This is a genomic window from Candidatus Nitrosopumilus koreensis AR1 (assembly GCF_000299365.1).
Classification (GTDB): domain Archaea; phylum Thermoproteota; class Nitrososphaeria; order Nitrososphaerales; family Nitrosopumilaceae; genus Nitrosopumilus; species Nitrosopumilus koreensis.
Map to the genome: position 1 here is coordinate 1,484,872 of NC_018655.1, position 25,238 is coordinate 1,510,109.

The following is a 25,238-nucleotide window of genomic DNA, read 5'->3' on the forward strand; positions in this document are numbered from 1 at the left end:
ATTTATTTAAAAACTTATGATTGAATTCTCATGATTCCTTCTTTAATCAAGAATTGAATTCCTTGAATGAAAGAGCTATCATCAATTGCACCTTCTGCCCACCAACCTGCATTGTTTTTAATCCATGCTGGGATTTCATTAGAACCAGAACCTTGGCCTTGTGATGTTGGTGGAATCTTTAGAATATCTTCTTTAATCAAATATTGAATGCCCTGAACAAAGGAATTGTCATCTATTTGTCCATCAGCCCACCAACCTGCATTGTTTTTAATCCATGCAGGTATTGCAGCAGGAGGTTGTACATCAGGAGTTTTTCCTACACTAGGACCAATCTCAATTATTCCTGAACCAATTCCTGCATAAGTTTCATCATATGCTAATCCAGTACCTAAAGCTCTTACATCAATTCTGTAAGTTCCTTGAGATGGAATGTAGATTTTTTGAACATCAATTCCTTCAGAAGCTATAATTCCAGGCATATCAGGATTATCTCCCAAGAATGTCTCTAAGATCTTATCATTTTCATCAATAAAAGAAACAACATATCTCATATCACGAATGAGATCTCTGTTTTCATCAAAGAATGCTATTTCAAAAGGTACATCATCTCCGGCACCGTAATTTCCATCCCATGAAATATTCACAGTTGTTGGAACCTGTTCATAGTTTGTGGTGTCAACAAGATAGAATTCAGTAGAACTCTTTGAAACTTCATCAAGTGGCACTAGTTTCAAGTTCATTTCTGTGTTATCATAGTGACTTGGTCCCAATGTTTCATTGATTTTCTGCAATTCAGCTTTGGTAATTAAAAAGTGAACAATATTGGTATCATCATATGAATAAGGATCATTTAGTAATGCACGTTGGTCAATTTCTACACCATTGACATATCCCTTGAACTGTTTACCTTCAGCGTAAGGTGCAAAGGTTTTTGGAACTCTAACTTCTTCATGAACTACTTGAACTAAATTAACATAATCAGGATTCCAATCAAATGGCATATGAAATGAAATTGAGTTATCTGATTGATCAAACTTGAAATTATCTACATGATCATAGTATGTTTTTATAACAACTGGCACTTCAGCGTTTGCGGTTTGTATCAGAAAGTTTTGATCTTGTGCAACACTAACATAAGTTTCATAGCTTAGAAGATTTGCTAATACAGTTCTAGGACTAGTTGCACCTTCAATATCAACTCTAATCTTATACAATCCACCATTTACAAAAATAGGACCAGTCATTGATGGTCGTGCACAAATATCTAAGTTATCATCAGTACATTCTGCGCCTTGAACAAATAATGCACCGGGAGCACTAACATGTTCAGAACCACCATAAACAGTACATTCTTCAGGTTTAGGTTCATCACAGTTAGGATTTGGCTTAATTTTTACATCCAGTCTTCCATCCAAATCATAGAAAAGATTTCTAGCTAAAAGTTCGCCACTTTGCCATACTTCTATTCTATATGTTACTTTATCGAGATTTGTGTCAGTTAAGGTATCAAAGAATCGTACTTGCATGTTAGCTGAATCAACTTCACCTACTGTAATATCTGATGGACTCAATTGTGTACGTACTGTTACTTCCATATCACCAAAACTCAATGCTGGAGCTTGATCACCTCCTAATCCATGTCCAAACACATCAGGAACTAATGTCGGTATTGTGAAAATCCCAACAATTACAATTAGTAATGCAAACTTATGATACAATAATAAAACTATGAGAAATCCATATTTAAAGATGGCACAGTATTTCTATGCGTGATAATTTTTTTTAAAAAATCAGAGTACGATTTTTATTTATCGATTTAGGACAAATAGTATGAAAGTTATATTTGCGTTATTACTAATACCATTTTTGTTAACAGTTCCAGCTTTTGCTGAAACCCAAACATTACCAACTGAAAAGAATACTTTGGATGTAAAATTAACATATGATGAAATTGAACCAGGTGTTCAAACAAAGATTGGTATAGATTTTATCAATCCACAAACTCAAAAAATTCAAGAACATATTGATTATACGGTAGCTGTATCAAAAGATGGTGAAAATGTATTTGGACCAATTCCACTTACACACACATCTGTGGGATCTGTAAAAATTCCAATAGAGTTTAATCTTGGAGAAGGAATATACTCGATGGACTTTGAGATTGAAGGTATTTTATTTCAACCAATTCCAAAAGAATCGGTATCTTTTGACATTCTAGTAGGTGAAGCCAATGCACAACCAATTACACCAATAGAGAATGAAAAACTAGATGGTGAAAATGGAGGATGTCTTATTGCAACAGCAACATTTGGCTCTGAGATGGCACCACAAGTACAACAACTAAGAGAACTTAGAGACAATACAATTCTAAAAACAAATTCAGGAATGGCATTCATGACAGTTTTTAATCAGTTCTATTATTCATTCTCACCTGCTGTTGCAGACTTTGAAAGAGAGCAACCATTTTTCAAAGAAGTTATGAAAGTAACACTTACTCCAATGTTATCATCATTATCATTACTAAATCATGTAGATATTGATTCAGAACAAGAAATGCTGGGATACGGTATCTCTGTAGTACTACTGAATCTTGGAATGTATATTGGAATTCCGGCATTTGGAATTCTAAGATTGTACCAGTTTAGAAAAAACTAGTGTGTATCCATTTTCTGGAAATTCTAGTGAGGTTTTTATGTATCTGAGCAAGTAGTTTGATTAATGAAGACTATAGCAATTTGCTCTTTCTTCGTACTATTTGCTATGGTAGCTGGATTAGTTGCAACAACACCAGCTGCTTTTGCAGATCATTCAGAAGTCACAATCTCACCAGCATCAGGTTCTGGTGCACCAGGTTGTGAAGAAACCGCAGATGGATGTTACATTCCAAATACTGCAACAGTTGATGTTGGCGGTGTTGTTATCATGTCAAACACTGACACTGCAGCACACACATTCACATCAGGAACTCCAGATGATGGGCCAGATGGTGTATTTGACACCAGTCTATTAATGGCTGGAAATTCATTTGAGTGGAGTCCAACAGTTGCAGGTGAACAGCCATATTTCTGTATGGTACATCCTTGGATGCAAGGCTTGATCATAGTACAAGAAGCAGGAGCTGAAGAAGCTGATGATCATGGTGATGAGATGATGATGCCAACAGGTGCCGCTGCAGCAACAGGAATGTTGTCTGACGGTACAAAAGTTTCTGTCTGGACTACAACACCTACTAAAGGTGAGATGATGGAAATTTCTGTTCAATTTGAAGGTGCAGAACATGTCAATCACGATATGAAAGTCACACAAAATGGTAATACAGTACTAGATGATAAGGGCGCACATCATCATGATGGAAAAGGAGTACATATGACAAAAGCTCTTGGTTCATCTGATCCAGTAAACATCACAATTACCTTCCAAGGTTATGGTGTTGATGATCCTAAAACAGGACCAATTGGTGAAAAAGTAGTATTCTCAAACGTTGTTCCAGAATTTGGTACAATTGCAATGATGATACTAGCTGTTGCAATTATAAGCATTGTTGCAGTTACTGCAAAATCTAGAGTCATTCCAAGATTTTAGGAATCCTCTTTTTCTATTTTCTTTTTATTAAAGCAATTATCGCCAAGATTATAGCTGCTCCGGCAATTGATAATCCAAATATTGCAAAGTCATAAGCTGTTCCACCATCAGATGTTACTTCAGTTTCACCTGACTTTAGTTTAGAAACATCTTGTTGTAATGATGAAATTGCATTCTTTAGAGCAGCAACATCAGCAGCACCTTCACTGCTAGTAGGTGGGAAATCTAACACTGCGGTAGGCTCTACATCCTCAATAGGGATTTTAATATCAATAGGAGTTCCACGAATTTCTCCTTTTAGTTCCACCATGTATGTTCCTGTTTTAGTTGGAATTATAGGTGAAAAATAATATCCAGGTTTAGGATCAGAATTTATATCAATTTTCTTTGTTGCACCACCAAACATCACAGTTGCATCAACATCTTTGAAAGCACTTGTGATTCCTGTAAATGTACCTTCTTTTTCTCCACGTTCAATCACTTTTAGAATCAGATCATTTCTAATGCCTACAACTGGAGGCTCGATCCCCCATCCTGCTTCAATTTCGTATGGTTCGACATGAACAGTTGTATGTGCAAATGATGGTGCAATCATTCCAATTGAAAACAATAAACCAATAATACCAAAAACTAGTATTTTCATTGTTATCATTTCATAATTACACGTTATTATCTTTACGTGAATTGGCACAAATATCAAATTTGTGAAAACTGTTTAAATTATCAAAGATGATCCTAAGAGTAAATGCAAAAATTTCTCATCACGTTATTGGTAATATCATTTATTTCAATTCCATTTGCAACAGCACACCCATTTACTGAAGAGACAATTCCAAGTTTGACGTCTAATGCCCCATCTGGAACAACTGAAGTGATTGTATATTTTTCAGAACCAGTTGATATTAACTTTAGTGAACTCAAAGTATTTGATACAAATGGAGATCAAATAGACAATAAAGATACAGATTACTATGAAGGGGAATTATCTCTAATAATTACAACACCACCATTAGAAGATGGAGTTTACACTGTATCAACCAAAGTTCTCTCTAAAGTAGATGGCCATCTAGTTCCAGATGCATTCTTGTTTGCAGTAGGAGATGCTGTTATTGATCCCTCTTTACATAATGTAGAACGACCATCAGAGACAGTATTTCTGCCTGAAGCTGGTGCCAGATTACCAGGATTGGTAGGTCAAACGATTGTTTTAGGTGCAGTGATTTCATCACTCATAATTTGGGGTACACAAAATAAACAATCGATAAAAGATGAACTAGAAAAGATTCAATCTTTTCATCACGGAAAATTTATGTCAATTACAGGAATTGGACTTGTTTTAGTTTTCATTTCAGATATTTTGATGATTGCAGTTCAAACAGTTAGATTAGAAGCATCGCCGATTGATGCAATCCAAACTGATTTTGGCAATATTTGGTTAATCAGAATGACCATAACAATAGTATTACTAGGCATATGGTTTGGGTTAGACAGAAAAAAAGTACTATCAAGGAAAAATCAAATTGCAATGTTAGTAGTATCGCTTGTATTAATTGCCACAACAAGTCTAATTGGACATGGTGCAGCTAGTGGAGAAACACCTGCATTAGTATTAGATTACATTCACAATTTGGTTGCAGCAGTTTGGATAGGTGGAATTTTCTATTTTGTTTTCACATTGCTTCCAACATTTTCACAATTAAAAGAATCATCTAGAGAAAAGATGAGCCTATTAATGATTCCAAGATTCTCAATTGCATTTATCATTGCAGTAGGAATCGTTATAATTACAGGACCAACATTGATGTGGTTCCTAGAAAGTGATATTGGATTAATTACAGAATCAATTTACGGTCAATTAATTATTCTAAAAATTGCCATTGCAGTAGTAATAGTTGCATTTGGAGGATTTTTCCAGTTCAAAGTACAAAAAAATGCAGAAAGAAATTTTTCATCAGGAAAAATTTTTGTACATAAAAAACTAAAGAGATCACTCAAAGTTGATGCCGTATTGGGAATAATACTTCTTGGAGTGGTAGCATTACTAACTAACGGAACATTACCTGCAGGAGAAATCCAAAAAGTTGATGCTCAAGAAATTATCTATGGTTTCAAAACGATAGAATTTACAGAGAACGCAAAATTTGATATCGATATTTCGCCATTTTCAAGCGGACCAAACACAATCCTAATCAAGGTTAGTGACTTTGAAGGAAATCCACTCTATGATTCAGATCAACTCAAAGTCAAAATATCAAATCCATCAAAGAATATCGCACCAATTGAAGTGCCAATGGAGATAATCAAACAAGAAGAGAACAAACCAATAGAATTCCAAGGAGAATTAACATTTGGATTTTCAGGAGAATGGCTAGTAGAAGTTGAAGCACAAAGAACCGATAATGCAAGCGAGTCAAAGCTTTTGAATTTACTAGTAAAGCCAAGACTGACAGACATACAAACTCAGATTATCGAATATGAACTACCAGAGGACGCAAAACCGCTCTTTCCATTGTATGATGGGCATGATTCGATTTGGGTAAGTGATGCATCAGCGCCACGAGTATGGCAATTTTCACTGGATTCACAAGAGTTTACACCATATTCATTTGATGGTGTAGTTACAACATTCCTTACGCAGGACAAACAAGATAGAATTTGGTTTGTGGATCCACCAAGGAATCAGATTGGATTCATAGATCTTCAAACAAAACAGATCACAACAAAATCTATTCCAAAACTTGATCCTACAATCTCAGACAATACACCATTGTTCATAAAATCAGACTTTGATGGAAACATATGGATTACAATAATCAACAAAGACAGAATTGTAAAATACATACCAGGAAATGACGAATTTGAAGAAATTGTTTTGTCAGGAAAAGATAACTTACCGTTTGCATTAGCTCTTGATAATGATGGAAAAGTATGGTTTTCAGCAACAGGTACAGGAAAAATAGGATACGTTGATCCAAAAGACAATAAATTGATTGAATTTACAAAAGAGCCTCCACTACAAGGACCAGAGGCATTGCTTTTTGATGATGATGGTAATCTCTGGATTGCAGAACATACAGGCTTGGCAATCACCAAATTCAATCCAATTTTAGAAACATTTGAGAGAGTATCAGTCCCAAATGAAGAGGCACTACCATTTGGAATGACATTTGACAGATACGGAAATGTTTGGTTTGCACAGCACACGATAGATAGCATAGGTGCATATGATCCAGATAACAATAATTTGATTGAGGTTCCTATTCCATCAGAAACATCATTTGTGCAGTTTATGACATCAGATGGAGACAATAACGTATGGTTTGTTGAACAACAGACAAACAAAATTGGAACAGTAAAGATTACTGAGATTCCCGGTATTACATCGCAAGTTCAATCATCTGCCGAATTTGAATTAAAGTATACAGAACTTGCATCACCACTAATTGCGTTAGGAATCATTGCAACGTCTTTGTTTTATGTAAAAAGTATTCAGGATAAAAGAAGATTAAATTCACTAATCAGGTCTTAGAAAGCAATCCAGATGATTTAATTCCCATAGTACCAGCTAGCAATCCAATTGCAATCAAGACAATTGTTCCTGCAGGAGTAATATCAAAGATATAAGAAACCAAAATTCCCGTTACAACTGAAAAAATTGAAAAACTCATAGAAATAATTGCAGTTTGTTTGAAACCTTTACCATACATTATTGCTGAAACATTCGGAATAACAAACAATGCAGAAATCAACAGTACCCCAACAAGCTGAATCGAGGTGACAACTGTAAGGCCTGCCATAAACACTATTAGATAATTTATCTTCTCTACAGGGATTCCACTGACTTTGGCTTGCTCTTCATTAAATGTAGAATAAAGAATCTGTCTAAACAAGACCAATATCACAATCAGAATTGCGCCAGTAAGTGCAAGTATCAAAACAGTATCATCAACACTGACTAGTAGAATGCTACCAAAGAGGAAACTAAAGATATCAATTGTAAACCCTCCTGAAAACCCAATAATTACAAGCCCAACTGCTATGCCGGAGGACAAAAGTACTGCAATGGATGCATCTCCAGATATGTTGAATCTGTCTTTTACTCTAGTAATGATCAATGCACTAATTATTGATACACCATAAGCAGTCCATAATGGATAAACTCCTACTAAAAGACCCAAAGCTATTCCACCAAAAGACGAATGTGCTATTGCATCACCAAACAATGAATACCGTCTAAGAACCAAAAACAATCCAACAACTGAACAAAGAATTGCAATGGCAATCCCAGAGATTAATGCTCTGTGCATAAAACTGTAAGTTAGAATTTCAAAAGACATGACTAATGATGATGCATATGCTCCTGCATCGATGCTTCAGAGTATTGTTTGACAAGATCATCATCAGAAAAGAATTTTTCAGATTCTCCATGAAAGAACAAAGTTCTATTTAGACAAGCAACATGATTTGCTAATTTGTTTACAGCATCCAAGTCATGAGAAGACCAGATAATCGTAATCTTTTGTTTAGAGTTTAGTTCACGTAAAATACTGTAGAACAGTTCTATGCTTTGCTGATCAATTCCAGTTACTGGTTCATCTAAAATCAAAAGTTTAGGATTATTCACCAAGGCTTTTGCAATAAAAACTCGTTGTAGTTGTCCTCCAGATAGTTCTCCTATTCTTCTATTTTGTAGTTCATGTATCCATAATTGCTGTAAAATTTCATTGATCTTGTTTTCATCAGATTCTTTTCGTAATCCCATCCTTACAACATCACCTACAGTTGCAGGAAAATTTTTTTCAAAAATTGGTTTTTGTGGAACATATCCAATTTCTTTAAGATAATTTCTTGATTGTCTAATGTCTTCTCCAAAAAACTTGATTTGGCCTTTGTATGTTGTATTGAGTCCAAGCATGCAATCAAAGAGAGTTGACTTTCCAGCACCATTAGGCCCAATTATGCCTAGAAAATCACCCTGATTAACCACAAAACTCACATCATCAAGAGCTTTTACATCAGGATATCGAACAGTGAGATTGTTAATTTCAACTGCCTTCAACATAGTGCCTCCTTTAGGTTCTCAAGATTTTGGTTCATTTTTTCAATGTAGGTTCCATCAGATGCAATCTCTAATGAGGATAAAACCAAAACTTTGCCGTCAATTTCATGCGCAATGGTTTGAGAAGTTCTAGCATCAACTGTTTCTTTGCTAAAAATTATTTTGATATTAAGTTCTTTTGCAGTTGTAATTACACTCTCTAGCTTTTTTGCAGTGGCTTCTCCATGTGAATCAGTCGAAGAGATGATTGTGTGTTGATGTAAGCCATACTCATCAGCAAAATATGAAAAGGCATCATGAAATGCAATAAAATCAGAATTACAATTTGACAAATCATTTCGAATTTGTGAGTCCAATAAGTTGAGTTCTTCAATGTATGATTCAGCATTGGATTGATAAAATTGCACGTTTTGAGGATCATGTTTTGAAAATGCATCTGCAATGTTTTGAACTTGAATTTTTGCATATACAGGATTTAACCATATATGCGGATCTCCTGATTCATGATCATATTCATCTTCTTGAGATTTTTTTGCTAAAATTCCATCGCTTGTATCAATTATAGTTCCCTGATAGTTATTATCATCAAGTTTATCGACCCAATTTTCAAAACCAATTCCATTAATAATTATAAGATCAGATGCTTGCATTTTTTGCACATCTTTAATTGTTGGTTCCCAATCATGAGGTTCAACTCCAACTGGAACAAGTAATGTGACATCAACTTTGTCTTGTCCTACATTTTGTGCAAATTCATGCAACGGATTAAATGATGATATGACTTGCAGTTTTGAATTTTCTGGAGAAGTAGATTCGGTGTTTGGATTTGTTCCATAAACTGCAAGTGAGCTTAATGGAATTACTACAGATATTACAATTATTGCAAGTTTGGTTTGTATATTCACGCAACCGTTAATTAAAATTTTATTAATAAATCTATAAAATCTTAATAATATTAATTGCTAAACTTATAAGATAATTAATAACATTAGGCATATGCCAATAGTATCAATCTCACTAAATGATGAGATTCTATCTGAGTTAGACAAATTGCAATCAAGCATGGGTTTCTCAGGAAGATCTGAGGCAATCAGGGCAGGAATCAGGGCATTTGTTTCAGAAGAAAAACAAAAGTCAGATTTATCAGGTAATATTCATGCAATTCTTTTGGTGGTACACAATGATGAGTTTGATCATGTTGTGTCAGGGATAACTCATAACTTTGAAGATCTAATAACTACACATCTTCACAGTAAAATTGACAAAGAAAAATGCATGGAACTTTTTGTAATTGATGGAGATGCAGAAAAGGTTTCTACAATGACAAAAGACTTTCAGATAAACAAAAACATGGATACTGTTAGACTTGTTGCAATCTAAATGAATTTTTTCTGGTAATAAAAATTACAGATGCAATAGAAATTATCAATACAAATAATGCAATTGTGCCAAATTCAGGTGCAACTACCATACCAAATTCAGTTTCTTGTCCAGTATTTCGTATATTTTCAAATTTAATTATTGTAGGGCCTGTTTGATCTTCTGCAAATGTATATTTTTCAAATTCTCCACCAACTTGGGCTACACCAGACACGCGATGTATCTCCTCTCCATTTTGAATGATTACAAATGTATAATCAGAATTTCTCAATGGATCATTTGTTCTTCCGTCTCGGATAGTAAAAATAAAATTTGTTTCAACACCAGGTTCAAGATCCGCAGGATCCCATGACAGATTTACTTTAAAGTCCTCACTTTTTGTGTATGCCTCTAATGGAAAAGCAGTTTTATCGCTAGTCAATAAAGTAAATACAATATTATCAGGCAATTGTTCATCTGATTTTTTCATTTCATTTTTTATATATCGGATGTGATCCTGCAGCAAAACAAAATGCACTATTCTTTCATGATCTTCTGTATAATCATCAATTGATACTGAAGATTTGAATAATTCAATTCCATTTACATACCCAGAATAGCTAGGGGACAAAAGTTCAACAAAATCTTTTGGGAAATGAACTTCTACATGAATTACTGAAATGTGAGACATCTTACTTTCTTTCCAGTCAAATGGCATCTCAAATCTTACTTGTTTTGCACTAGGATCATACTGGAAATTGTCAATTTTATCAAAATATGATTTCATTCTAAATTGAACGTCATTGCCCTCAAGATCTTTTTCCATAAAAGACGATGTGCTAACTACACTCAAATCTGCATTGTAGATGCCAGAATCCTCTATAATGTTGGTAGGCTCATCAATTGTTCTAACTTCAATCTCAAAATTATACAGACCACCTGAAGAAAATAATGGTCCAGTTATCTCAATTGGATCTGACACAGTTCCATGCCAAGCCCCAAGCAGAGAGTCTTGCTCACCATGTATTGTTATCTCACCTTCATTTGATGGATTCACCTTGATTGACAAAACTCCATTTTCTGCAAAAAAGTAATTTCTAAAAATCATTTCATTGCTATGAAACAATCCAATGAGAAATGTCACGTTTTTTGCAGGTTCGTCTGTTTCATTATCAGTTGCAGTTATTGTGATTTGTTCTTGACCACCTTCAAATGTCAATGGCATCTCTACTGAAATTGAAATGTCTTTTCCAGCAACATTTACTGAAGATATGGTATCAATTCCCAACCCATGTCCGTAAACACTGCTAACAGGAAATAGCAAGCATGCAGATAATGCCAATATTGAAAATTTTGTAAATGACATCATCAAATTTTTATCCCAGGGTTATTTTATTGTCAGCAATTCTTCAACCTTTTGAATTAATTCATCCATTGTGGTAGCCTCCAAAATTGGTTGCAATTCATGAGGGTCCTTTGCACCAAGTGCAGAAAGCGAATAGATGTAATCAATTGTTGGCGTATCAGTTGTAAGATAATACTGTTCTAAAACATGGTCTAGAGAATGTGGTTCAACTACTTGTGGTAATGCTTGTTGAATAATTTTCTTTTTCCACAAGTCTACAAGTTTTTCCCATTGCTCAAGGGATATACTCTCATCAATTTCTGGAATCATTTCAACTTCTGCTCTAATGTACATTTTTTCTTCAGTTCCAATCTTTTCATGCATCTCAGAAATTTGCTGATGACCTTCAACAGAGAGTGGATCGTAGTTTTCAGGTTGTGGAATTGATGGGGGAATAATTTTTTTAATTTTAAATGAATTTCGTCCTAACGTTTCAATGTGAAGTTGCAGTCCATCCATTTCAACATCTTCACACTTTGTAATTTTGGCAATAGTACCTATCATTTGAGGCGAATTCCAGCCATTAACTGAATTGCCTTCATCAATTAAACAAACGCCAAACTGGCCATCGCCTAACATGCAATCATCAACTAGTTGTTTGTAGCGAGGCTCAAATATTCTCAAAGGAAGTTCTTGTCTAGGAAACAAGACCAAATCTAGAGGAAAAATCGGAATAGTTTTTGTTTCTGTCATTAATCATGTTGAAACGTCTCTAGATATATGGAATACGGATATTCTAAAAATTAAAAGCCATTTTCATTTAATGTCAAACCCAGTAATGCAGCACGAGTATATTTTCCATATTCTGCCTGCTCAAAATACTTTGCATTTTTTGTTTGATCGATGTCTGTTGAAATCTCATCAATTCTTGGAAGAGGGTGTAAAATTATACTGTCTTCTTTCATTTGTTTGAGTAAATCTAGCCCTACAACATAACTTCCCTTTACTTTGAGATATTCTTCTTCATCAGGGAATCTTTCTTTTTGAATTCTTGTCACATACAAAACATCAAGTTCATCAATGTGGTCTTCAATTTTAGTTGATTCAGTAAAATCCAATTTCTTTTTAATTTCATAAGTAGAGTCAGACCTGATTCTAAGTGATTCTGGGGAAATTAATTTTATGTCAACATCATAGTTTCCCAATCCATGCAAAAGTGAATAAACAGTTCTTCCATACTTTAGGTCACCTATGATTCCAATTTTTAGTCCATCAATCTTTTTCTTTTCTTTTTTGATGGTAAACAGATCTTGAATTGCTTGAGTTGGGTGTTCTTCAGTTCCGCTGCCGGCATTGATGACAGGTTTGTCTGAAACTTCAGCTGCAAATCTACTAGAACCATCAAGAGTATGTCGCAAAACAAGTATGTCAGAATAGATAGACATTATTCTAACAGTATCAGCTAGACTTTCACCTTTCTGAGTTGATGACGAATTAATATCAGAAATTCCTAGAGAATTGCCACCAACAGATGCCATTGCAGAATCAAAGCTAAGACGGGTTCTGGTACTTGGTTCATAGAACAGATATGCTAATGTGTTGCCCTTACAGATTTCTCGTCTGTCAGAGGGGTTTAGTTGCATGATTTTATCAGTAGCGGTAAAGATTTTTTCTAGTTGATCTTTGCCAAAGTCTTTAATTGAGATTATGTCTCTTTGATAGAACTCGTTCATGCTCTCAATGATATATACAGGTGGGTATACAAAGTATTCTGATGGAACAGTCCGAACTTTTGGTTCGACGAATCAAAGAAGGTACTGTAATTGACCATATTGATGAAGGCAAGGGTCTACAGGTACTCAATGCTTTGAGAATAGATGGGAAAGATGGCAGTTTGATTACCATAGCGTTGAACGTGCCAAGCGGCAAATTTAAGAAAAAAGACATCATCAAAGTAGAAAACAAGTTTCTAAAAGATGATGATACAAACAAAATCGCAGTTATTGCTCCAAAGGCAACAATCAACATGATCAAGGACTACAAGCTGGTAGAAAAGAGAAGGGTGTCACTGCCAAATGAGATTGATAAGATATTTCGATGCTCAAATCCAGACTGCATTACAAACAGCACTGAACACATTGAATCAATTATGGATGTAATTGACAAGGAAGGAACTGTACTCAAATGTAGATATTGTGCAAGAGTACTGGATGTAAACCAGCTAAAATATAATTAAAAATTTTAAAAATTGAAAAATGTTGTTGTAGGACTATTACTGTCCTAAGATGATAAACATCATAACTATACCGTAGATTGCGATTGATTCGACCATACCTACGAAGATGAATACCTTAGATTGTAAAGCTGGGTTCTCACTAATGACTGCAAGACCTGCTGCACCTACTTGACCAAGACCAATGCCTGCTCCACCTGCTGCAATACCAAAGGCCAAACCAGCACCAAGGAGTTTCATCGAGTCGCCACTAGATGCACCATCTTCTGCTGCAAATGCAACTCCAGTAGATCCTAGAATTGAAATTGCTGATGCTGCCAAAAGTAACATGACGATAGTTTTCATTTACGATGTGGCTCCACTGGGTCCATATTTAAATCATGTTGGGAGAATTTTCTTAAATTCGATCTAAGGTTTTCTTTTTGAAAGAACTCAAATCATCTTTTACAGATTTTACAAAATTATCATAATCTGCATCTAATGTTTTCTTTGAATTTTCAACAAGTTTTTTAATTTCTTCTTTTGCCATTTTACCTGCTCTCCATCTTAGCCTTGACTTTTTTTAACTTTGCGAATTCTTCTCTTTCTCTTTCCTCAAGAGTAGCAATGATGAATCTTACTTTTTGTTGGTATTGAGGAATAATGACATTTTCAAGAGCATTAAGTAACTTCTGAGTCTTTTCTAATGCTTTTGCTAGGCTAAAGATAGAATTTTCATATTCAGCAGCTTTGCAGATTTTTGGCAATAGTTCTTTGATCTGTTTTGCTCCTCGGTCAATGGAGGAATTTGTATCAGCAAAACCATATGGCATTGATTTTGTATCTTTTTCAGTAACAGATAATGCAGGAATTTTTACATCAACTACTCTTCTGACATTAACATCTACTTCCATTACAGGTGGAGTGGATTCAGCAACAGAATCTACAGTTGAAGTTCCCAATGCCAAGTATGCTTCGTTTACAGAATTGTAGATGTCTTGTAAAGGCTCCCAAATTCCACCTCGAGCTTTTGAGGCTTCTTCAATCATTTCTTCAATATTTTTTAGAAGGACTTTACGTTTATCGTCTAGAATTTTTTGGACCATTATGGCCACTTGGCTAGATTTTTTGTATTTGAAAAGTTCAATTTTTGTGGCAGCAACATTTTGTCCAAACGACATTTTGCTACTCTTCCTGGTAATATTGTTCTACGTATTTATCTTTGATTTTTGTAATTTCGTTCTTTGGTAATTTGGATACAATCTTCCATAAGATACCTAATGTCTCTTCAATGGTTCTATTCTCATCAGTTGCTTGTGAGAGGAATTCATTTTCAAAGACATCACCAACATCCATGTATTTCAAATCAATTTCAGTAAGTCCTGCTTTACCTACAATTCCTGCAAGTGCTCGGACTTCTTGTGCTCTAGAATATGCATCATAAACTTGATTTGAAATTTCACCATGATCTGCTCTGGTACTTCCTTCACCAATACCGTCTTTCATTAATCTTGAAAGACTCATCAGGATGTTAACTGGAGGATATACTCCTTGTCTGAACAAATCCCTACCAAGTACAATTTGTCCTTCTGTAATGTAACCAGTAAGGTCAGGAATTGGGTGAGTAATATCATCAGAAGGCATTGACAAGATTGGAACTTGCGTAACACTTCCTTTCTTTCCATTTAGTTTTCCTGCTCTTTCATAAATTGTTGAAAGGTCTGTGTAAAGATAACCAGGATAACCTTTTCTTCCTGGTACTTCTTCTCTTGCTGCACTAATCTCTCTTAGTGCTTCAGCATAGTTTGTCATATCTGTAAGAATTACTAGAACATGCATTCCTAATTCAAATGCCAAATATTCAGCGACTGTCAATGCAACACGAGGAGTGATAATTCTCTCAATTGCAGGATCGTCTGCTGTGTTTAGAAATAGTACACTTCTTTTTAGAGCACCAGACTCTTCAAGACTTCTTCTGAAATATTCTGCTTCACTGTATTGCACACCAATTGCTGCAAATACTACAGCAAAATCATCTTGTGTGCCAATTACACTTGCCTGTCTTGCAATTTGTGCTGCTAACAGGTTGTGAGACATACCAGAACCTGAAAAGATTGGAAGTTTTTGTCCTCTAACCAGAGTAATCATTCCATCAATTACAGATACCCCAGTTTGAATGAAATCTTTTGGATATTCACGTTGTTCTGGATTCATTGGTTCACCATTAATGTCAATAAATGAATCAGCAATTGGATCTGGAAGGCCATCTTTTGGTCTACCTAAACCATCAAAGACTCTGCCAAGTACTTCTCTTGATACTGGCATTTCCATAACTTTGCCTACAAATTTTGCATTTGTTGCAGCAATAGACAATCCAGTTGTTCCCTCAAAGACTTGGACAATTGCTTTACCGTTTCCAACTTCGAGAACTTTACCTAATCTTCTTTCACCATCTTTAGTTTCAATTTCAACTAATTCGTCAAATGCTGCGTTTTCAACGTCATCTACAATAACTAGAGGACCTTTGATTTCTGCAATCTTACTGTATTGAACTCCGCCTTCTGTTGTCAATTTGAAACTTTCACTCCCGTAATTGATTTGAATTCTGCTTGCATGTCTGCATCTAGTTGATCAAGTTTTGGCATCTCATCATCTTTGACATCCATTCTTGCTTTGAGAATTGAAGTAATGCTTGACATTGCGCGGATATCAGCAAGAGGAGTTCCTTCCTTGATTGCTTGTTGACCTTTTTTGTAAAAGTCAACTAGTAATTTCATTAGTTTGTATTGTTTTTCTGGGCTACAATAAGTATCAACATCATCAAATGAGTTTTGTTGTAATAGACCAATCTTTACCATTCTTGCAACTTCAAGAATTAATTTTTCCTCATCTGGAAGTGCTTCAGGTCCTAATAGTCTGACAATTTCTTTTAGTGTATCTTCTCTTTGCAATACGCCATAAACTTCACTTCTGAGACTCAACCAATCTTCGTTGATGTTCTCACCCCACCACTTTGCAATATCTGCAAGGTAACCAGAATAGCTGTTCATCCAGTTAATTGATGGATAGTGTCTGGAATATGCTAGCTTTGCATCCAAAGCCCAGAAAGTTTTGATAAATCTCATGGTATGAGTTGTAACTGGCTCTGTAAAGTCACCACCAGATGGTGAAACAGCACCAATCAAAGTTACAGAGCCATCACGGTCTGGACTTCCAGATGCTCTAACACGTCCTGCTCTTTCATAAAATTCTGCTAATCTTGATGCAAGATATGATGGGTAACCTTCTTCTGCTGGCATCTCTTCTAATCTACCACTCATTTCTCTGAGTGCTTCAGCCCATCTACTTGTAGAATCTGCTACAAGTACAACGTCTTTACCCATATCTCTGTAATATTCTGCAATTGTTACACCAGTGTAGATACTTGCTTCTCTTGCTGCTACTGGCATGTTACTAGTATTTGCAACAAGTACAGTTCTATCCATAAGTGGTTTTCCACTACGTGGGTCTTTGAGATGTGGGAATTCGACAAGTACTTCTGTCATTTCGTTTCCTCTTTCACCACAACCGATGTAAACTACAACTTGTGAATCTGCCCATTTTGCAATTTGGTGTAATGTAACAGTCTTTCCGGTTCCAAATGCTCCAGGAATTGAACCTGTTCCACCTTTTGCAATTGGGAAGAATGTATCAATGACACGTTGTCCAGTAAGTAATGGGACTGTTGGATCGTATCTGTTCTTGTATGGACGTGGTTTTCGTACTGGCCATCTATGATACATTTTAAGTTCAACGGTTTGACCGTCACTCTCAGTTGTTGCCAATACAGTTTCTAAATCATAATCTCCTTCTGATACTAAGTTTGAAATCTTTCCACCTTTGTGGTCTGGTGGAACCATGATAGAGTGTTCAATAAGATCAGTCTCTTGTACAGTCCCAATAACATTTCCTGCTGCAACTTCATCGCCATTACTAACTGATGGTACAAAGTGATATTTTTTGGTCATATCAACAGGGGTAGTTGTAATACCTCTTCCAATAAAGGAACCAGAAGCTTTTGATAATTCTCTTAGTGGTCTTTGAATTCCATCATAAAGTTGTCCAATAATTCCTGGACCTAACAAAACGCTGAGTGGGTTTCCTGTACCAACTACAGGTTCACCTGGTTTTAATCCACTTGTTGATTCGTAAACTTGGATAAATGCTACATCTCCAGTTAATCTAATTACTTCACCTACTAATTTTGAATCTCCTACAGTTACAGTTTCATACATCTTTGCTTCAGACATACCATCAGCCCTAACTGCAGGACCACTTACCCAAACAATTCTACCTTGAGCTGCCATCTATTCTCCTACTCCGAATTTGGATGCAATCTCTTTCCTTATTAAAGGCTTCAGACGTTCAATTCTTGCATCGATCGTATTGTCAAATGTCATTGCACCATCTTTTGATTTTACAACAACACCACCAAGACAATCAATTGTATCAGAAGACATTTCAGCTCCTGAAAATTGTGACAAAGTTGATTGAACCACATCTTTGTCTTTTGCATTTGTAGAAACTGTAATTTCTGAAGTTCCCAAGATTTGAGTTGCTTCTTCAATCATAGTTTTAATCAAATTTGAATAATCACCACTACGATCAGTATTTGCAATTTGATCGAGTGCTTTAGAAAATACTTTGGTAACTGCCTCTTCTAATGCCATTAATTGCTTGTTTCTAGCCTCAATATCGGCACTTCCGATAATCTGTTTTTCAATTTTTTCAGCTTCTTTTTTACCATCTGAGAGAATTTTATCATATTCAGCCTCTAATTTAGGAACAGAATCATCAAGATTTTTTTGTGAATCATCAAGTGCTGATTTGATATTTGAAAGGACATCATTTTCAGTATTTTTTAGAATTTTGTCAATCGTAACTTCTAAAGAATTAGATGTCAATGGGTGCCGTTCATCCATAATAGATTTTAATGTTTGGGAAAGATGACATCAGAAAGATATTAAACTCAATGAAAATACCCAAAATTTGTCTTGGGAACAGCCGATCTGAAACTTGGAAGTGTAATTTTGCCAAGAAGCGAGTCTCCAAAAGCAATTTCAAGATTAACTGAGTTTGAATGGTATCACAAAGTAGATTCTGCAAATGATCTGGTAACCCCTGAAATAGATGATCTTTTGTTAAAAGCACAACAAACATTCCAATCAATTGATGATGTTGTAAAAGGAATGGGAATTCCTTTGACTGTTGGAATTATGGAGATCATGTTCAAGGGAACTGTAATCAAGAAAAAAGACTATGAAATTAATGAAATTGAAGAGATGGTAGCAGACTTAGAAAAAGAAGCACCATCAATTATCGAAGAACCGGCAAAATTACTTGAAGAGGCTGCAAATACTAGAACATCAATTGATGAATATACCTCGCTCAAAGAAACCCTAGAAATCATCAAGAAGTTAAACATGGATATTTCTGGATTTGGTTTAATGAAATATTTTTTCACAAATCTCTTTGTTATTGACACTGCAGATTATGACGAAATTAATCGCTCTCTTGAAGGCATTACAATTTACAAATATGACTTGGATAACAAGGAAAAATCTGCAATTCTAGTAATTTCAGATACTGCAGATTCTGAAAAAGTTCTCAAAGTCTTAAGAAGTTTCAACTCCAATTCATTTAAAATTCCAGAAGGGTTCCCACAAGTTCCCAGTGAGGCATATGCACTTGCTGAATCAAAAATTAAAGAATTAACTGAGAAACAAACAAAGATCAAAAAACAGTTAGCAGGATTAACAAAGAAAAACAGACGGGATATTTTGGCTATTCATGAGAAAGCCATGGTTGCAAAGGATGTTCTTGAAACCTTGAGAAAACCAGGTGGAACCAAAAATTTTGCAGTGATACAGGGGTTCATTCCAGCAAAGATGGAATCAGAGTTCAAAGATTCAACAAAACAATGGACATCAGTTGTAGAAGACATTACTGATCCAAAACTAAAGGAACAGATTCCAACATTATTTGACAATAAGAGATTTGTTAGAACATTTGAAGTAATTACAAAAAGTCAGGGAATTCCAAAAGCAGGAGAACCAGACCCTACACCAATGATTGCACTAATGTGGCCAATTTTCTATGGACTGATGTTTGCAGATATGGGTCACGGATTATTACTCATGGGAATGGGACTTTTGTTCAAAGTAAAAGGACAAGGAGAGCTTTCTAGATGGGGAATGCTCATTGCAATTTCTGGTGCAGCAGCAGCAATAGCTGGTGTGGGTGCAGGGGAAGCGTTTGGCTATCACCTTGATCACATGGGCCCATTTGAAGGATTGTTAGAAGAAGGTGGAGCACTACATTCAGTCAGTTGGTTAGTAGGAATCCTGAGTGTTGCAGAATTAACATTTGAACAAGTAATTGATATTCTTAAAGTTTCATTATTCTTAGGAATTGTACATCTTGTTTGGGCAATGACTTTGAGAATTATCAGATTAGCTAAAGAAGGACACAAGATGGTAATGTTTACTGAAGCAATTCCAAACATCACACTTTATGGCGGAATTGTCGTTATCATGATGTGTGCAATTGGTTCACAATATGATGTAATGAACATGTATTCTAAAGTTCACACAGAATCAGTTCCATGGGTTACAATGTTCTTAGGTGATTGGGCCCAAGTATGGATTGTAACTAGAATTGCAGTAATTACAGTAATTGCATCAATGGTTATCATGATGGTTGGCGGCGTAATGCACGCAAAGAAACATCCAGAAGACGGCGCAGATCCTGCAAGTGTTATCATGGAAGTATTACTTGGAAAAACAGTAGAAAGTTTAGCTCACACAATTAGTTATGCCCGACTTGGAATTATGTTACTGGTACACGCGGCGCTATTATTGACAGTAAACAATGCATTCGTCTCACTTGGGGGAGCAGAATCTGGAGGTGCAATGGCAATGATAATTGGAGGAAACTTGGGAATTATGATGATTGAAGGATTAATCGTGTACATTCAGTCACTCAGGCTGCACTTGTATGAATTCTTTACAAAGTGGTATGTGGGCGGTTCACAGTCATTTAGACAAATCAGACCAGAATTGATTTACAACCAATTTATTTGGAAAAGAAAATAAAATTTAAAAAAAAGAATCTTAGTTACCTTTAGCTTTATCGTGTCCTTTTTTGGCAGCATCCTTTGTTCCTTCATATCCTTTGGTTCCAAGTTCTGCACCTTTTTCAACACCTTTCTTACCAAGGTCGGCTCCCTTTTCAACACCTTTTTCAGCAGTGTCTTTGAGTTTTTTTAGAAATCCCATGTTGAATATAGTGATATGATACATAAAAAGATCTGTGAGATTTCAAACAAGGATTACTGTTTTACTGGAAGTTCCAATCTGTTTCCCCATTCACCCCAAGAACCAAGGTAAACTTTGACATTTTCAAATCCAAGTTTTTTCAAAACCAAAAATGTGTTGGCAGCCCTATATGCACCCTGACAATAAGTTACAATTTCAGTATCTTTTGGATAATCATACATTTTTGATAATTCATCATCGTTTTTGAAAGTCCCATCTTCTTTGAGGTTTTTATTCCAGTCAATATTGATTGCATTTGGAATATGACCTGATCTAGCAGCACGAATTGTATCTCCATCATATTCTCCAGAGGAACGAACATCAAGAATTTTGAGATTTGTAAGATTGTCCCGGATATATTCAAATCCAGAAATTATGCCAGTGTTGATTTTGCCTGAAAATTCAGATGGTTTGAAACCGTTTGGTTTTATTTCAAGTGGAAGATTTTCCTTTTGCCATTTTGTGATCCCACCATCAAGCATCATAACATTTTGATGAGAAAAATACATCAACATCCAAACACCTCTAGCTGCAAGCATTCCAGAAACTGAATCATAAAAGATGACTTTTTTTTCAGGTGTTACTCCAAGAAAAGATAGTAATGATTTTGACTGGTTATTGAAATTCTCAATTCCTTGTCTTGTAGTATCAATCCAATGAAATGCAAATAGATCCAAATGAACTGCTCCTGGAATATGACCTTCAGAATATTCTTTGAAAGAACGAGTATCAGTAAGAATTACATCAGGATCATTTAGAATAGAATCTAGTTTGGTTGTTGAGATTAACATGAATTGGATAAAATGATCAAATCTAAATTGATTTGGATTAAATAATAAAAAGAAGAAAAGAAAAGGGTTTTTCTATTCGTTTACGTATGCTCTTTCTCCGTGCTGAGCCAAATCGAGACCAATCTCCTCTTCTTTAGGAGTGACTCTGATTCCGCCAGGCCATACGGCATCCATTACTTTGAGAATTACTATGGTAACACCAAAGGCATAGCCTATTGATATTGCAGCACCAATGATGCTGATTGCTTGCTGTTCCATTCCTTCTGCAGTGCCAGTCCATGCACCAATACCGTCTCCAGTATCCCAGATGTGTGGACTTGCTAATGTACCAGTTAAAATTGCACCTGTAAGACCACCCATTCCGTGTACTCCCCATACATCTAATGCGTCATCCCACTTGCGTGAATTTTTGAATGCTACACTTGCATAACAAATTGTACCAGCTGCAATACCGATAATAATTGCAGCCATTGGACCTACCCAACCTGAAGCTGGAGTAATTGCTACTAATCCTGCTACTGCACCTGATGCTGCACCAACAATACTTGGTTTTCCTGTATGTGCCCATGACATCAAGACCCAAGTAACTGCAGCCATACCAGTTGCGGTATTTGTAACAGTCCATGCGCTGACGGTAATGCCGTCTACCATTACTTCACTTCCTGCGTTGAAACCAAACCATCCAAACCATAGGATACCTGCACCGAGGACAACCATTGGGATGTTGTGTGGTTCCATTGGCACTTTGCCATATCCAAGTCTTCTGCCAAGGACTAAGGCTCCTGCCAATGCAGCAAATCCTGAAGAAATGTGTACTACAGTACCACCAGCAAAGTCTAATGCATACGATGGTGATAGATCTGGATTGAGGTCTATTGCACCTCCTCCTATGTATCCTCCTCCCCAGACCCAATGTGCTATTGGATCATAAACGAAGGTTCCCCATAAGAGTACGAATATGACTAATGCGCTGAATTTGATTCTGTCAATCAAACCACCAATAATTAGAACTGGTGTGATGATAGCGAATGTTGCTTGGAACATTGCAAATAATTGGTGAGGTACAGTACCTGGCCAACCTTGACTACAATATTCACCGTCTACCATCGCATTCATTTGATAAGCTGCAGACCATGTGTCAGCACAAGGACCCACTTCACCTAATGGTGCATAGTGAGATACCATGTTGAATCCAACATAATCTAAGTTACCCATGAACATGTTTGCGTCATTATCAATTCCGCCAAATGCTAGTGAGTATCCCCATAGAACCCATTGTACTGACATGAGACCCATAACAATGAGAGTCATACCAAGTACGTTGACGATGTTCTTTGATCTGGCTAAGCCACCATAAAAGAAACCGACACCTGGAGACATGAAGAGTACTAATGATGTTGCTGTGAGCATCCATGCTGTATCACCTGTATCAATAAGACAAGGTAGCATGTTGCCTTCGCCATCATCATACCAACATTCGTTAGGATTGCCAGTGTAAATTCCACTGGTTCCTGCGACATATCCGTCCATACCATCTTCAACACTTTGTGCATATGCCTGTGACATTGCACCTGCTGCTGTGATGGATACTGCGGCTACAAGTAATAGAGCATACTTGTAGTTCCTAGAATTCATTGAATTTATCGAAATTGGATTTTATTTAAGGGTTGGAGACTCCAAAATATTTAAAAAAGTAAATTATTATATTTTAGTATATTCTGATAGTAACATAAAATATGAAAATTATGTTAATGGGACACGAACATGGGAAAATCAGAAACTAAACTAGCAATATTTGATACTTTCAAAACCAAGGGAGATGATCTAACAGGAGAAGCTCAACGACAGAGAGCGATCATAGGAATTCTTGCAAGTAATGCCAATCCGGCTGAAAGAACCAGAACAGGGATCTCACAAAAAATGGCAAAGAAACAAGGAATTGCTTGGAAGAATATCTATTCAGGTATTTTTCGAGATTTAGATGAAATTCTCCTCCCAATGGGAATTGCAGAAGAAGACGGAAGATTGCCTCTACAAAGAGGACCTAAAGCTCTGCAGGAAAAAGGCATTCCATACTATCACCTTACAAAGAGAGGGATTTTAATTGCTCTTTCAATAAATGATGTCAAAAATAGGGAAAATTTACTAGCTGAGTTTTTTGCAAAGTCTGAACCTAAAGAAAAAGAGTTTGAGAAAATTCTATCCAGTCTTTTAGAGACTAGCCCTAACTTCACATATTCAATTTTTCAAAAATATGTTAAGGCATTTTGTGATAATAAAATCAAGGACCTTCTGCCATTTGATCTCTCAAAATTAAGATACATTGGAGATGAATCATTAATTATTCAAAAAGAGATTCTATCAGCCTTTGTCAAACTCTCAAAACAAGAAAAAGAAGACGCCATCAAATTTCTTGATAAAATCACTTAGAATTTGTTCCTAAACTAGATCGCCAAACATTAAAATCCGTTGCCTATTGAGATTGATCGAAATGGGCGGTTCTAAGAATGTCTATGCTTCTGTTAAGGCCTACAGTAAAAGGGGTAAATTACTAACTAAAGCAGATTTTCAAACATTAGCAGAATCTAGAGATTTAGAGGAGTTAATGACTAGAATCAAAAATACTGTTTATGGAGAAGCAGTAGCAGATGTCCAAAAGCCATTTACCTCTCAGAGTATCGAATCTGCCCTAAGAAGTAAATTAGCAGATATCCATTATTCTATTGCAAAAACATCAGGAAACTCTGGTGTACTTGATGCATATTACATGAAATTCATTGTCTCAAATCTAAAACAAATTCTAAAAGGCAAGGTATTAGGAAAATCGCAAGAAGAGATTGAAACTCATGTAAATTTGCATGCTGAAGAATTAATCAAACAAAGAGATATTGTTGTCAAAGCTTTGGTTGCCAAAGATTTTGAAGAAGCAGTTGCAAGTCTAAACTCTGTTCAGTTTGGAGAAGAAATTGCAAAAGCAGCAGCGCTATACAATGAGAAGAAGAACGTCCAAATTATTGACACCTATTTTGATAAAATTCTATATCAACATCTAGCTGGCGCAATGAAGAATTATTCTGACAAAGAAGCAACAAAATTAGTTGCAATGGATATTGACTTTTACAATATTCTCAGTGTTATTAGAGGAAAGTTTTGGGGATTGCAAGAAGACCAAATTCAAGATTTGATAATTCACACAAGTCCACCTGCAAGAGAATTGCTTGGAAGAATGATGGCAGCAGGAACTGTCAGAGATGCATTCAATGAATTATCCAGTACAAAATACAAAGAACTTGTACCACAAGTTGAAAATGAATTAGATGCAATTGCTGAATTTGAAAGAGCCTTTGAGATGATGATCTATAGAACATCACTTAGATCATTTACAAAGATGTTTAGCTTTGCAACAATTGTTGGGATTACCAAATTAACATCATTTGAGGTAAGAAATCTAGCCGCCATTGCTTTTGCAGTGGAACAAAAGATTCCAACTGAGACAACAATGTCAAAATTAATCCTAGAAGAAGAATAGGAATTC

Annotated in this window: 25 protein-coding genes; 8 read left to right on the forward strand and 17 right to left on the reverse strand. The window is 35.8% G+C overall.

All coding sequences use genetic code 11. The features are described 5' to 3' along the window. Positions 1 to 14: 14 nt before the first annotated feature. Positions 15 to 1,718: a hypothetical protein gene (locus NKOR_RS08860; RefSeq protein WP_014964012.1), complete on the reverse strand. Its 1,704-nt coding sequence runs from the start codon at positions 1,716 to 1,718 to the stop codon at positions 15 to 17. Between the two features lie 112 nt (positions 1,719 to 1,830). On the opposite strand from NKOR_RS08860, the gene NKOR_RS08865 reads away from it, so the two are divergent. Together NKOR_RS08865 and NKOR_RS08870 are read left to right on the forward strand one after the other, a co-directional pair. Beyond that, entirely contained in the window at positions 1,831 to 2,655 is an 825-nt protein-coding gene (locus NKOR_RS08865) for a CFI-box-CTERM domain-containing protein (RefSeq protein WP_016939850.1), read from the forward strand. Between the two features lie 63 nt (positions 2,656 to 2,718). Continuing rightward, positions 2,719 to 3,582, forward strand: coding sequence for a PEFG-CTERM sorting domain-containing protein (locus tag NKOR_RS08870; RefSeq protein ID WP_026089909.1), 864 nt, complete (start codon positions 2,719 to 2,721; stop codon positions 3,580 to 3,582). Positions 3,583 to 3,595: 13 nt separating this feature from the next. Here the strand turns inward: NKOR_RS08870 and NKOR_RS08875 are convergent, their stop codons facing one another. Next, positions 3,596 to 4,225, reverse strand: coding sequence for a hypothetical protein (locus tag NKOR_RS08875; protein WP_014964015.1), 630 nt, complete (start codon positions 4,223 to 4,225; stop codon positions 3,596 to 3,598). A gap of 102 nt (positions 4,226 to 4,327) precedes the next feature. On the opposite strand from NKOR_RS08875, the gene NKOR_RS08880 reads away from it, so the two are divergent. Next, entirely contained in the window at positions 4,328 to 7,111 is a 2,784-nt protein-coding gene (locus NKOR_RS08880; protein ID WP_014964016.1) for a copper resistance CopC/CopD family protein, read from the forward strand. Here the strand turns inward: NKOR_RS08880 and NKOR_RS08885 are convergent. The 3 genes from NKOR_RS08885 to NKOR_RS08895 are packed head-to-tail and all read right to left on the reverse strand — an operon-like array spanning position 7,101 to position 9,546. Then, entirely contained in the window at positions 7,101 to 7,889 is a 789-nt protein-coding gene (locus NKOR_RS08885) for a metal ABC transporter permease (protein WP_014964017.1), read from the reverse strand. The two genes, NKOR_RS08880 and NKOR_RS08885, sit on opposite strands and share 11 nt — an antisense overlap. A gap of 32 nt (positions 7,890 to 7,921) precedes the next feature. After that, complete coding sequence (locus NKOR_RS08890; protein ID WP_014964018.1) at positions 7,922 to 8,644, reverse strand: metal ABC transporter ATP-binding protein; 723 nt, start codon at positions 8,642 to 8,644, stop codon at positions 7,922 to 7,924. Then, positions 8,638 to 9,546: a metal ABC transporter substrate-binding protein gene (locus tag NKOR_RS08895; protein WP_014964019.1), complete on the reverse strand. Its 909-nt coding sequence runs from the start codon at positions 9,544 to 9,546 to the stop codon at positions 8,638 to 8,640. The genes NKOR_RS08890 and NKOR_RS08895 overlap by 7 nt, the downstream gene beginning before the upstream one ends. Positions 9,547 to 9,637: 91 nt before the next feature. Between NKOR_RS08895 and NKOR_RS08900 the strand changes: the two genes are divergently transcribed. Further along, positions 9,638 to 10,021 carry a CopG family ribbon-helix-helix protein gene (locus NKOR_RS08900; protein ID WP_014964020.1) on the forward strand — a complete coding sequence of 128 codons (384 nt, stop codon included), beginning with the start codon at positions 9,638 to 9,640 and terminating at the stop codon, positions 10,019 to 10,021. On the opposite strand, the gene NKOR_RS08905 is transcribed toward NKOR_RS08900, so the two are convergent. From NKOR_RS08905 to pyrB, 3 genes are read right to left on the reverse strand one after another with little or no spacing between them, the layout of a single operon-like run. Continuing rightward, positions 10,002 to 11,366: a PEFG-CTERM sorting domain-containing protein gene (locus tag NKOR_RS08905; RefSeq protein WP_014964021.1), complete on the reverse strand. Its 1,365-nt coding sequence runs from the start codon at positions 11,364 to 11,366 to the stop codon at positions 10,002 to 10,004. The two genes, NKOR_RS08900 and NKOR_RS08905, sit on opposite strands and share 20 nt — an antisense overlap. A gap of 21 nt (positions 11,367 to 11,387) precedes the next feature. After that, the gene (locus tag NKOR_RS08910; RefSeq protein ID WP_014964022.1) at positions 11,388 to 12,098 is read right to left on the reverse strand and encodes an LON peptidase substrate-binding domain-containing protein; all 711 of its coding nucleotides are present in this window, start codon (positions 12,096 to 12,098) and stop codon (positions 11,388 to 11,390) included. Positions 12,099 to 12,148: 50 nt separating this feature from the next. Beyond that, positions 12,149 to 13,078, reverse strand: coding sequence for an aspartate carbamoyltransferase (gene pyrB / locus NKOR_RS08915; protein WP_014964023.1), 930 nt, complete (start codon positions 13,076 to 13,078; stop codon positions 12,149 to 12,151). A 41-nt stretch (positions 13,079 to 13,119) separates the two neighbouring features. Between pyrB and pyrI the strand changes: the two genes are divergently transcribed. Further along, positions 13,120 to 13,581 (forward strand): aspartate carbamoyltransferase regulatory subunit, encoded by a 462-nt coding sequence (gene pyrI, locus NKOR_RS08920; protein WP_014964024.1) that lies wholly within the window; start codon positions 13,120 to 13,122, stop codon positions 13,579 to 13,581. A 36-nt stretch (positions 13,582 to 13,617) separates the two neighbouring features. On the opposite strand, the gene NKOR_RS08925 is transcribed toward pyrI, so the two are convergent. The 6 genes from NKOR_RS08925 to NKOR_RS08945 all read right to left on the reverse strand — a co-directional run bounded on the left by NKOR_RS08925 (position 13,618) and on the right by NKOR_RS08945 (position 18,518). Further along, positions 13,618 to 13,908, reverse strand: a complete 291-nt coding sequence (locus NKOR_RS08925) for an ATP synthase subunit C (RefSeq protein WP_014964025.1) — start codon at positions 13,906 to 13,908, stop codon at positions 13,618 to 13,620. A gap of 67 nt (positions 13,909 to 13,975) precedes the next feature. Continuing rightward, on the reverse strand, positions 13,976 to 14,107 hold the full coding sequence (locus tag NKOR_RS10640) for a hypothetical protein (protein WP_016939419.1): 132 nt from the start codon (positions 14,105 to 14,107) through the stop codon (positions 13,976 to 13,978). 1 nt (position 14,108) lies between these two features. Beyond that, a complete protein-coding gene (locus NKOR_RS08930) occupies positions 14,109 to 14,738 on the reverse strand; it encodes a V-type ATP synthase subunit D (RefSeq protein WP_014964026.1) in 630 nt (209 codons plus the stop codon). Positions 14,739 to 14,742: 4 nt separating this feature from the next. Then, complete coding sequence (locus NKOR_RS08935; RefSeq protein ID WP_014964027.1) at positions 14,743 to 16,128, reverse strand: V-type ATP synthase subunit B; 1,386 nt, start codon at positions 16,126 to 16,128, stop codon at positions 14,743 to 14,745. Beyond that, positions 16,125 to 17,903: a V-type ATP synthase subunit A gene (locus tag NKOR_RS08940; RefSeq protein ID WP_014964028.1), complete on the reverse strand. Its 1,779-nt coding sequence runs from the start codon at positions 17,901 to 17,903 to the stop codon at positions 16,125 to 16,127. The genes NKOR_RS08935 and NKOR_RS08940 overlap by 4 nt, the downstream gene beginning before the upstream one ends. Further along, positions 17,904 to 18,518: a V-type ATP synthase subunit E gene (locus NKOR_RS08945; protein ID WP_014964029.1), complete on the reverse strand. Its 615-nt coding sequence runs from the start codon at positions 18,516 to 18,518 to the stop codon at positions 17,904 to 17,906. It lies immediately after the preceding gene. Positions 18,519 to 18,590: 72 nt separating this feature from the next. Here NKOR_RS08945 and NKOR_RS08950 point away from each other — a divergent pair, with 72 nt between their 5' ends. Continuing rightward, entirely contained in the window at positions 18,591 to 20,690 is a 2,100-nt protein-coding gene (locus NKOR_RS08950; RefSeq protein ID WP_014964030.1) for a V-type ATP synthase subunit I, read from the forward strand. 18 nt (positions 20,691 to 20,708) lie between these two features. On the opposite strand, the gene NKOR_RS10135 is transcribed toward NKOR_RS08950, so the two are convergent. From NKOR_RS10135 to NKOR_RS08960, 3 genes are all read right to left on the reverse strand, one after another. Next, positions 20,709 to 20,873, reverse strand: a complete 165-nt coding sequence (locus NKOR_RS10135) for a hypothetical protein (RefSeq protein ID WP_016939853.1) — start codon at positions 20,871 to 20,873, stop codon at positions 20,709 to 20,711. Between the two features lie 53 nt (positions 20,874 to 20,926). Next, positions 20,927 to 21,703 (reverse strand): sulfurtransferase, encoded by a 777-nt coding sequence (locus NKOR_RS08955; RefSeq protein WP_014964031.1) that lies wholly within the window; start codon positions 21,701 to 21,703, stop codon positions 20,927 to 20,929. 72 nt (positions 21,704 to 21,775) lie between these two features. Next, the gene (locus NKOR_RS08960) at positions 21,776 to 23,338 is read right to left on the reverse strand and encodes an ammonium transporter (protein ID WP_014964032.1); all 1,563 of its coding nucleotides are present in this window, start codon (positions 23,336 to 23,338) and stop codon (positions 21,776 to 21,778) included. Positions 23,339 to 23,467: 129 nt separating this feature from the next. On the opposite strand from NKOR_RS08960, the gene NKOR_RS08965 reads away from it, so the two are divergent. Further along, a complete protein-coding gene (locus tag NKOR_RS08965) occupies positions 23,468 to 24,133 on the forward strand; it encodes a hypothetical protein (protein WP_014964033.1) in 666 nt (221 codons plus the stop codon). A gap of 61 nt (positions 24,134 to 24,194) precedes the next feature. Next, positions 24,195 to 25,232, forward strand: coding sequence for a V0D/AC39 family V-type ATPase subunit (locus tag NKOR_RS08970; RefSeq protein WP_014964034.1), 1,038 nt, complete (start codon positions 24,195 to 24,197; stop codon positions 25,230 to 25,232). The last annotated feature ends 6 nt before the right edge of the window (positions 25,233 to 25,238 follow it).

Coding starts and splice junctions, on each gene's coding strand:
- NKOR_RS08965 (WP_014964033.1), top strand. CDS start 23,468: ATGGGAAAATCAGAAACTAAACTAGCAATATTTGATACTTTCAAAACC.
- NKOR_RS08955 (WP_014964031.1), bottom strand. CDS start 21,703: ATGTTAATCTCAACAACCAAACTAGATTCTATTCTAAATGATCCTGAT.
- NKOR_RS08925 (WP_014964025.1), bottom strand. CDS start 13,908: ATGTTACTTTTGGCAGCATCAGCAATTTCAATTCTAGGATCTACTGGA.
- NKOR_RS08880 (WP_014964016.1), top strand. CDS start 4,328: ATGCAAAAATTTCTCATCACGTTATTGGTAATATCATTTATTTCAATT.
- pyrB (WP_014964023.1), bottom strand. CDS start 13,078: ATGAACGAGTTCTATCAAAGAGACATAATCTCAATTAAAGACTTTGGC.
- NKOR_RS08865 (WP_016939850.1), top strand. CDS start 1,831: ATGAAAGTTATATTTGCGTTATTACTAATACCATTTTTGTTAACAGTT.
- NKOR_RS08870 (WP_026089909.1), top strand. CDS start 2,719: ATGAAGACTATAGCAATTTGCTCTTTCTTCGTACTATTTGCTATGGTA.
- NKOR_RS08910 (WP_014964022.1), bottom strand. CDS start 12,098: ATGACAGAAACAAAAACTATTCCGATTTTTCCTCTAGATTTGGTCTTG.
- NKOR_RS08885 (WP_014964017.1), bottom strand. CDS start 7,889: ATGCACAGAGCATTAATCTCTGGGATTGCCATTGCAATTCTTTGTTCA.
- NKOR_RS08875 (WP_014964015.1), bottom strand. CDS start 4,225: ATGAAAATACTAGTTTTTGGTATTATTGGTTTATTGTTTTCAATTGGA.
- NKOR_RS08945 (WP_014964029.1), bottom strand. CDS start 18,518: ATGGATGAACGGCACCCATTGACATCTAATTCTTTAGAAGTTACGATT.
- NKOR_RS10135 (WP_016939853.1), bottom strand. CDS start 20,873: ATGGGATTTCTAAAAAAACTCAAAGACACTGCTGAAAAAGGTGTTGAA.
- NKOR_RS08940 (WP_014964028.1), bottom strand. CDS start 17,903: ATGGCAGCTCAAGGTAGAATTGTTTGGGTAAGTGGTCCTGCAGTTAGG.
- NKOR_RS08960 (WP_014964032.1), bottom strand. CDS start 23,338: ATGAATTCTAGGAACTACAAGTATGCTCTATTACTTGTAGCCGCAGTA.
- NKOR_RS08890 (WP_014964018.1), bottom strand. CDS start 8,644: ATGTTGAAGGCAGTTGAAATTAACAATCTCACTGTTCGATATCCTGAT.
- NKOR_RS08970 (WP_014964034.1), top strand. CDS start 24,195: ATGGGCGGTTCTAAGAATGTCTATGCTTCTGTTAAGGCCTACAGTAAA.
- NKOR_RS10640 (WP_016939419.1), bottom strand. CDS start 14,107: ATGGCAAAAGAAGAAATTAAAAAACTTGTTGAAAATTCAAAGAAAACA.
- NKOR_RS08900 (WP_014964020.1), top strand. CDS start 9,638: ATGCCAATAGTATCAATCTCACTAAATGATGAGATTCTATCTGAGTTA.
- NKOR_RS08905 (WP_014964021.1), bottom strand. CDS start 11,366: ATGTCATTTACAAAATTTTCAATATTGGCATTATCTGCATGCTTGCTA.
- NKOR_RS08930 (WP_014964026.1), bottom strand. CDS start 14,738: ATGTCGTTTGGACAAAATGTTGCTGCCACAAAAATTGAACTTTTCAAA.
- pyrI (WP_014964024.1), top strand. CDS start 13,120: ATGGAACAGTCCGAACTTTTGGTTCGACGAATCAAAGAAGGTACTGTA.